Origin of the sequence: uncultured Novosphingobium sp. (assembly GCF_964277725.1) — a bacterium.
GTDB classification, from domain to species: domain Bacteria; phylum Pseudomonadota; class Alphaproteobacteria; order Sphingomonadales; family Sphingomonadaceae; genus Novosphingobium; species Novosphingobium fluoreni.
In genome coordinates this window covers 1-7,202 of the sequence record NZ_CAXYKL010000197.1, presented here as the reverse complement: position 1 = coordinate 7,202, position 7,202 = coordinate 1, and the positions used below count along the sequence as shown (strand labels likewise).

General features: G+C 67.1%; 7 protein-coding genes. 2 read left to right on the top strand and 5 right to left on the bottom strand.

Going from position 1 to position 7,202, the window contains the following annotated elements:
- From ACHWRX_RS11245 to hisS, 3 genes are all read right to left on the bottom strand, one after another.
- Window positions 1-515 (bottom strand): N5-glutamine methyltransferase family protein (locus tag ACHWRX_RS11245; RefSeq protein ID WP_394659277.1); only part of this gene is annotated, 515 nt, incomplete at its 3' end.
- A 53-nt stretch (window positions 516-568) separates the two neighbouring features.
- On the bottom strand, window positions 569-1,639 hold the full coding sequence (gene prfA, locus ACHWRX_RS11240) for a peptide chain release factor 1 (RefSeq protein WP_394659276.1): 1,071 nt from the start codon (window positions 1,637-1,639) through the stop codon (window positions 569-571).
- 4 nt (window positions 1,640-1,643) lie between these two features.
- On the bottom strand, window positions 1,644-2,897 hold the full coding sequence (gene hisS / locus ACHWRX_RS11235) for a histidine--tRNA ligase (protein ID WP_394659275.1): 1,254 nt from the start codon (window positions 2,895-2,897) through the stop codon (window positions 1,644-1,646).
- A 141-nt stretch (window positions 2,898-3,038) separates the two neighbouring features.
- On the opposite strand from hisS, the gene ACHWRX_RS11230 reads away from it, so the two are divergent.
- Entirely contained in the window at window positions 3,039-4,967 is a 1,929-nt protein-coding gene (locus ACHWRX_RS11230) for a M61 family metallopeptidase (protein WP_394659274.1), read from the top strand.
- A 120-nt stretch (window positions 4,968-5,087) separates the two neighbouring features.
- Window positions 5,088-5,639, top strand: a complete 552-nt coding sequence (gene ppa, locus ACHWRX_RS11225) for an inorganic diphosphatase (RefSeq protein WP_288417706.1) — start codon at window positions 5,088-5,090, stop codon at window positions 5,637-5,639.
- Between the two features lie 88 nt (window positions 5,640-5,727).
- Here the strand turns inward: ppa and ACHWRX_RS11220 are convergent, their stop codons facing one another.
- Entirely contained in the window at window positions 5,728-6,648 is a 921-nt protein-coding gene (locus tag ACHWRX_RS11220; RefSeq protein WP_288417704.1) for an RDD family protein, read from the bottom strand.
- Window positions 6,648-7,202, bottom strand: a 555-nt coding sequence (locus ACHWRX_RS11215) for a stage II sporulation protein M (protein ID WP_394659273.1), incomplete at its 5' end; no start/stop codon positions are given. The genes ACHWRX_RS11215 and ACHWRX_RS11220, both read right to left, overlap by 1 nt.

Genomic DNA, 7,202 nt, shown 5'->3' with positions numbered 1-7,202 from the left:
GCCCAGCCCGCCTCCGTCCAGTCGGCTTGGCGCATCGAGGCGCGTTGGGCGAGGTTCAGATCGGCGGCGTTGCGACCGGCAATGGCAAGGGCTGCCGGACTGCGATCGATCCCGATGCCCTGAGCCTGGGGCAGATGCGCCAGCACCGCCAGCAGCAGCGCGCCAGAGCCGGTGCCGCAATCCAGCACCCGGCGGGCCTGCGGACCTGCACCCAGCGCCCGTTCCACCAGCACCTCGCTATCGGCACGCGGGATCAGCACGTCGGGCGTGACGTGCAGGGGCAGGCCGAAGAACTCCTGATGGCCGGTGATATAGGCCACCGGCTCATGTGCCATGCGACGCTCCACCAGCGCGGCGAAAGCCTCGGGAGGCGCCGCGTGCATGTGCCGGAGCAGCAGGTCGGAGCGGGACACGCCGAGCACATGGGCCATCAGCACTTCAGCATCGAGGCGTGCGGTATCGCTGGTGGGGGCGAGCTGCGTGGCGGCGGCGCGGATGGCCAGGGCGACACTCACCCGATCACGCCATTTCGTTCGGTGTTGGCCTGACCGCAGTTACTTGGCCCACCCTACCCATCCATCGCCGCCAGGCGCTTGGCCTCATCCTCGGCGATCAGCGCGTCGATCATCTCGGCCAGGCCCGGACCTTCGAGGATTTCGGGCAGGCGGTGCAGCGTCAGGTTGATGCGGTGATCGGTGACGCGGCCTTGCGGGAAGTTGTAAGTGCGGATGCGTTCGGAGCGATCGCCCGAACCGACCATCGCCTTTCGCGCCTCCGCCTCGGCCCCTTGCGCCTCGTCCCGCATCTTTTCGTAAAGGCGGGTGCGCAGGACCTGCATCGCCTTGTCCTTGTTCTTGTGCTGGCTGCGCTGATCCTGCTGGATCACCACCAGGCCGGTGGGCAAGTGGGTGATGCGCACCGCCGAATCGGTGGTGTTGACGTGCTGGCCACCCGCGCCGCTGGCCCGGTAGATATCGATCTTGAGGTCGCCATCGTTGATCTGCACGTCCACCTCGGTCGGCTCGGGCAGCACCGCCACGGTCGCCGCCGAAGTATGGATGCGCCCGCCGCTTTCGGTGACGGGTACGCGCTGGACGCGGTGGACGCCGCTTTCGAATTTCAGCTTGGCGAAGACGCCGGTGCCCGCGACGTTGGCCACCACTTCCTTGAAGCCGCCCACGTCGCTCGCGCTGGCGCTGATCATCTCTACCCGCCAGCCCTGCTCTGCGGCGTAGCGTTCGTACATGCGGTAGAGATCGGCGGCGAACAGGCCGGCCTCGTCACCCCCGGTTCCGGCGCGGATTTCCAGCATCGCCGGGCGCTGATCGGCGGCATCGCGCGGCAGCATGGCGAGCGACAGGCGGCGCTCCGCCTCGGGAAGCTCGGCCTTGATGCGGGCGATTTCCTCTTCCGCCAGGGCCCGCATCTCCGGATCGGGATCGGACAGCGCGGCCACGCTTTCCAGCTCGGCGCGCATCGCCAGGACTTCCGAAGCGACGCGGGCCACCGGCTCCAGCTCGGCGTAATCGCGGCTGACGGCGACGAAGGCATCGCCTTCCAGCGTGCCCGACGCCAGACGCGCCTCAAGCTCGGCCAGGCGACCGGCCAGCTGCTGCAGACGATGTTCGGAGATACTCATGGAATCAGCGGACGCCGATCCTTGCCGGGATCGCGTGGAGCGGAAGGCGCTCCTGCTCACCGGAAACGAGGTCTTTCACCATCGCCTCGCCCGCCGCGAGTTCCTCGTCGCCCACGATCAGGGCAAAGCGCGCGCCGCTGTCGTTGGCGCGGCTCATGCGCTTCTTCATGTTGCCGCGATAGCCCATGTCGACCGCGAGGCCGGAGCGGCGCAGCGTGGCGGCCAGGCCCAGGCATGCAGTGTCCGCCGCGGGGCCCAGCGGGATGATCGCCACGTCCGCCTTGGCTTCGGCCACTTCGCCGGCATCGGCCACCAGCATCGCAAGCCGCTCAATCCCCGCGGCCCAGCCGACCGCCGGAGTCGCCGGGCCGCCCAGAGCCTCCATCAAGCCGTCGTAGCGGCCACCGCCCAGCACAGTGCCCTGCGCGCCTAGGCGGTCGGTCACGAATTCGAAAGCAGTGTGTCGATAGTAGTCCAGCCCACGCACAAGGGCCGGGGCGCGGGTATGAGCCACCGCCGCCGCTTCGAGCCCTTGTGTCACCGCCCCGAAAAAGTCCTGCGCCTCAGCCGACAGGTAATCGTCGATACGCGGCGCGGCGTCGGCGAAGGGGCGATCGCGCGGGTCCTTGCTGTCCAGGATGCGCAACGGATTACGCTCCAGCCGGTCCTGCGAATCTTCCGACAAGTCGGCGGCGTGAGCGCGAAAATACTCGACCAGCGCCGCGCGCCAGGCATCGCGACTGGCGGCATCGCCCAGCGTATTGAGCTGCAGCGTCACGCCATCGGCAATACCCAGTTCCTTCAGCAAGTGGTCCGCCATCACCAGCAGTTCGACATCGGCGGCCGGTTCGCCCGCGCCGATCACTTCGGCGTCGATCTGGTGGAACTGGCGATAGCGGCCCCTCTGCGGCCGCTCGTACCGGAACAGCGGCCCGTGCGTGGCCAGCTTCAACGGCGCGTGCTGCTGCCAGCCGTTGGTGATGTAGGCGCGGGCGATGCCGGCGGTGAATTCGGGCCGCAGCGTCAGCGATTCGCCGCCGCGATCATCAAAGGAGTACATCTCCTTGGAGACGACATCGGTGGTCTCGCCCAGCGAGCGGGAGAATACGGCGGTCTTCTCGAATACCGGCATCTCGGCGCGGCGAAAGCGGTACAGGCGGCGCACCCGCTCGAACGTCTGGACGACGCGGGCGAAAGCCTCCGCCTCTGCGCCGAAAATGTCCTGGGTGCCGCGAATGGCTTGGGGGGTGGTATTCATCGTTCGCGCGCTTAGCCGAGGCGCGCGGTGAAGCAAAGCGGGGAGCTGTTTCTGCTGCGCTCGCCCTCGATCAAAGCGCCTGTGCGTTACGCCATCACGGGGCTTGCGAGCGATATGCCGAATGCGCCAAGACTTGCTTCCATGAAAACAACGCTTTCGGTCGCCGCGCTCGCTCTTGCCCTTGCCCAACCGGCATGGGCGCAATCACCCGGCAACAGCGCCCCCATGGCGGCGCCACTGCCCGCCCCGCTTTCGCCCCCCCGCGACGAGGCTTATCCCGGCACTATCGGTCTTGCCATCGATGCCACGGACACCCGGCGCGGTATCTATTCGGTGGTGGAGACGATCCCCGTCGCCGCCAACACTACCGAAGTGACGCTGCTGGAGCCGCTGTGGATCCCCGGCGGCCATTCGCCCCGCAACAGCCTGGCCCTGTTCGCCAACATTCGCTTCGAGGCGGATGGCAAGCCGATCGCCTGGCAGCGTGACGATGTGCAGGTGAACGCCTTCCACCTGGTGCTGCCCGCCGGCACCCGCACCGTCACCGCGCGCTTCGTCCACACCTCTCCGCTGCAGACGGCGGAAGGGCGCATCACCATGACGCAGGAAATGCTGAACCTGCAGTGGGAGAAGATGTCGCTCTACCCCGCCGGTTACTACGCCCGGCGCATCCCGGTGGCGGCGCAAGTGAAAGTGCCGACCGGCTGGACGGTGTTCACCGCGCTTGATGGCATGACGCGCCAGGCCGACACCGTTCGCTGGGCTACCACCGATTATGCCACGCTGGTCGATTCGCCGATCTTCGCCGGGCTCCACGCCAAGAGCTGGGATCTGGGCCAGAACGTGAAGATCGACGTCGTCGCCGATGATCCGCGCGATCTGGCGATCAAGCCCGAGAACCTCGACACCTATCGCAAGCTGGTTTCCGAAGCGACGGCGCTGTTCGGCGCGCGGCACTTCGACCACTATGACCTGCTGCTGGCGCTGACCGACCGGATGGGCGGCATCGGGCTGGAGCATCACCGCTCCAGCGAAAATCAGATGGAGCCCAGCGCCTGGATCGAATGGGAGGCGATGGCCTGGGATCGCAATGTCATCCCGCACGAACTGGTCCACAGCTGGAATGGCAAGTATCGCCGTCCGGCCGAACTGTGGACGCCCGAATACCAGTACCCGATGCGCAATTCGCTACTGTGGGTCTATGAAGGGCAGACGCAGTTCTGGGGTCTCGTCCTGGCCGCACGCTCGGGCGTTCAGCCCAAGGACGTGGTGCTGGGCGCACTTGCCAGCAACGCCGCCCGCTATGCTGAGGGTGTTCCGGGGCGCGGCTGGCGATCGGTGGAGGACACCACCTACGATCCGATCATCAACGGCCGCAAACCGATCCCCTTCGATTCGGTCACTCGGGGAGAGGACTATTACAACGAAGGCGCGCTCGTCTGGCTGGAGGCCGACCAGGTAATCCGCCAGGGCACGCGCGGCGCGAAGGGGCTGGACGATTTCGCCCGCGCCTTCTTCGGCATGCGCAATGGCGACTGGGGGGAACTGACCTATACGTTCGACGATGTCGTCGGCACGCTGAATGGTGTCTATGCCTATGATTGGGCCACCTTCCTGCGGGATCGGCTCTACACGCCGGGCCGCGCCGCGCCCATCGCCGGGATCGAGAAGGCGGGCTACAAGCTGGTCTGGAAGGACAAGCCCAACCCCTACCAGGAGGGCGCATCCAAGGATCGCAAGTCGCTGGATCTCAGCTATTCGCTGGGCATGGCGGTCAACACAGAAGGTGAAGTCACCTCTACCTTGTGGGACGGTCCGGCCTTCGATGCCGGCCTGGTCAAGGGCGCGAAGATCCTGGCGGTGAACGGCACCGCGTTCTCGCACGACGTGATCCGCGATGCGGTGACGGCGGCCAAGGGCGGCAATCGCCCGATCCAGCTGATGGTGAAGCGGGGGGACCAGTACCTGACCGTGCCGATCACCTGGAACGGCGGCCTGCGCTTCCCCTGGCTGGAACGGACCGGCGGCGGCGAGGCGGGGCTGGACCGGTTGCTGGCCCCCCGCAAGTAACGGCCTAACACTTAGCCGATCGGCAAGCATGGATTCACGTTGCGGTGCAGCAACGTGGCGGCTAAGTCGCGCCCACAGTAAATCACAATACGCCCATGTGGGCGCTAGAGAAGGACGGCCATGCGCATCGACATGATTCCCGTTGGAGACAATCCTCCTGAAAGTCTGAACGTGATCATCGAAGTGCCCATCGGTGGCGAGCCCGTTAAGTACGAGTTCGACAAAGCCTCGGGCGCGCTGTTCGTGGATCGCATCCTGCATACGCCGATGCGTTACCCGGCGAACTACGGTTTCGTGCCGCACACCCTTTCGCCCGACGGCGATCCGCTGGACGCGCTGGTGATCGCCCGCTCGCCCTTCGTTCCCGGATCGGTCGTGGCGGCGCGCCCGATCGCGGTGCTGAACCTGGAAGACGAAGCCGGCGGCGACGAAAAGCTGGTCTGCGTTCCCGCTGACAGCGTGTTCCCCTACTACTCCAACGTCACCGAAAAGGACGATCTGCCCGGCATCGTGATGGAGCAGATCGAGCACTTCTTCACCCACTACAAGGACTTGGAGAAGAAGAAGTGGGTGCGCATCGGCGTTTGGGGCGGAGCTGAAGAGGCACGCCGCATCACGCTGGAAGCGATCGCCCGCTACGAAGAGAACAAGACCGCCGTCGCGGCCGAGTGATGTGAAGGGGGCTGGCCCCCGCGGCAGCCCCCCCCGTCTCCCGTTCGGGCTGATGCTTTGACATCGCCCCAGGCCTGAACCGACCGCCCTACCCCGCGAACTTGTCCGCCTTGCGCTGGCCCATGCGCATCCCCGTCTCCAGGCGGGAGCGTAGTTGCGCATAATAGGCCTCCAGGAACGCGCGCGGATCTTCCCAGCCGTTGTTGTCCTCGCGCCCGATCTTGGCGGCGATGGCGGCACGCACCGATTCCAGAGCCGCCTCCCGATCCTCGCGCAAGATGCGCTCCAGCGTCTGCAATTCGTACTCGCCGTAGATCGCCAGTTCCGCCTCGGTGAAGCGATAGCGCGGCGCCTCGGTCGCGGTGGGCAGCGGGGTGGCGATGGGCGCTTCCAGCTTCTGGCGCGGCGCCTCCACCACCCAGGTGCCTGCCACGATGTCCCCCGCCCGCAGCCGGTCGCGGTTGAAGCAAGGCAGCAGCATGAACAGCGCGAACCACGCCGCCGCCGTCAGCCAGGCGGGCGGACTGTCCGCCCCGGCGGTGGCGATGAAGCCGATCGGCAGGAACAGCTCGATATCGCGAAGCAGGTTGCGGGCGATCACCATCTCCGCCGTCAGCCGCCCACCATCGCGCGCGGCGATGCGGATGCCGATCAGTCGCTTGCCCGGCGTCGCCCCGCGCGCGCCCAGTTCGAACCACAGGAAATAGGCGTGGCGGGCCAGGAACGCCGCGATCATCCAAACCACCACCAGGAACTGGAACACCGCCGCGCCGGGCGAGCCGCTGCCGAACCGGCCGGCGACACTGGCGACTCCGCCCGCCAGCGCCACCAGCCCGATCGTCACCAGCGTGAAGGCGGTGCCGATGAAGATGAAATCCAGCATCAGCGCCCCGGCGCGCGAGCCCCGGCTGGCCACGGTGAGCGGCAGCGCCACGCCCTCTGGCGTCACCAGCGTGCGCTGCTGGCTGGTGCGGACCAGGCGGCGGGGAAGTGCGGCGGTGCGAGCCATCAGCGGCGCCTCAGCCCGAAAGCGAAGAAATAGGCGCACCACCCCGCCAGCATGAACCCGCCGATGGCCAGCCGCCCCGGCGTGTTGTCCACCAGCTGGCGGGCAAAGCCTTCGAGCCCCGCGGCCACGATCAGCATCAGCACCACGCCCGCCATGACTTGCGCCGCGCGGCGGCCGGATTCGGACGCGGCGGCCAGCACGCTGCGATTGCCGGGAAACGCCATCGAGCGCCCGATATGCAGCCCTGCCCCGCCCGCCAGCAGGATCGCGAACAGCTCGGTGGTGCCATGGACGGAGAGCCAGCCGATCAGGTCGATCGTCAAGCCCGCGCCGTGATAGAGCCACAGCATCGCCCCCAGCATCGCGGTGTTCTGCACCAGCAGCAGCAGCGTCGGGATGCCGAACGCAAAGCCCAGCGCGAAGGCCATGATCGAGACGCCCGCGTTGTTGCTGAACAGATAGGCGGCAAACACGCCCAGCCCGTTCTGCCCCGAATTGCCGAACAGCGTGCCGCGCAGAGTCTCCGCGCTCGCACCCGGCACGCGCCCATCGCC

Excerpts from the sequence above, each read along its gene's own strand:
- prfA (WP_394659276.1), bottom strand. The coding sequence starts at position 1,639 with ATGAGTATCTCCGAACATCGTCTGCAGCAGCTGGCCGGTCGCCTGGCC.
- hisS (WP_394659275.1), bottom strand. The coding sequence starts at position 2,897 with ATGAATACCACCCCCCAAGCCATTCGCGGCACCCAGGACATTTTCGGC.
- ACHWRX_RS11230 (WP_394659274.1), top strand. The coding sequence starts at position 3,039 with ATGAAAACAACGCTTTCGGTCGCCGCGCTCGCTCTTGCCCTTGCCCAA.
- ppa (WP_288417706.1), top strand. The coding sequence starts at position 5,088 with ATGCGCATCGACATGATTCCCGTTGGAGACAATCCTCCTGAAAGTCTG.
- ACHWRX_RS11220 (WP_288417704.1), bottom strand. The coding sequence starts at position 6,648 with ATGGCTCGCACCGCCGCACTTCCCCGCCGCCTGGTCCGCACCAGCCAG.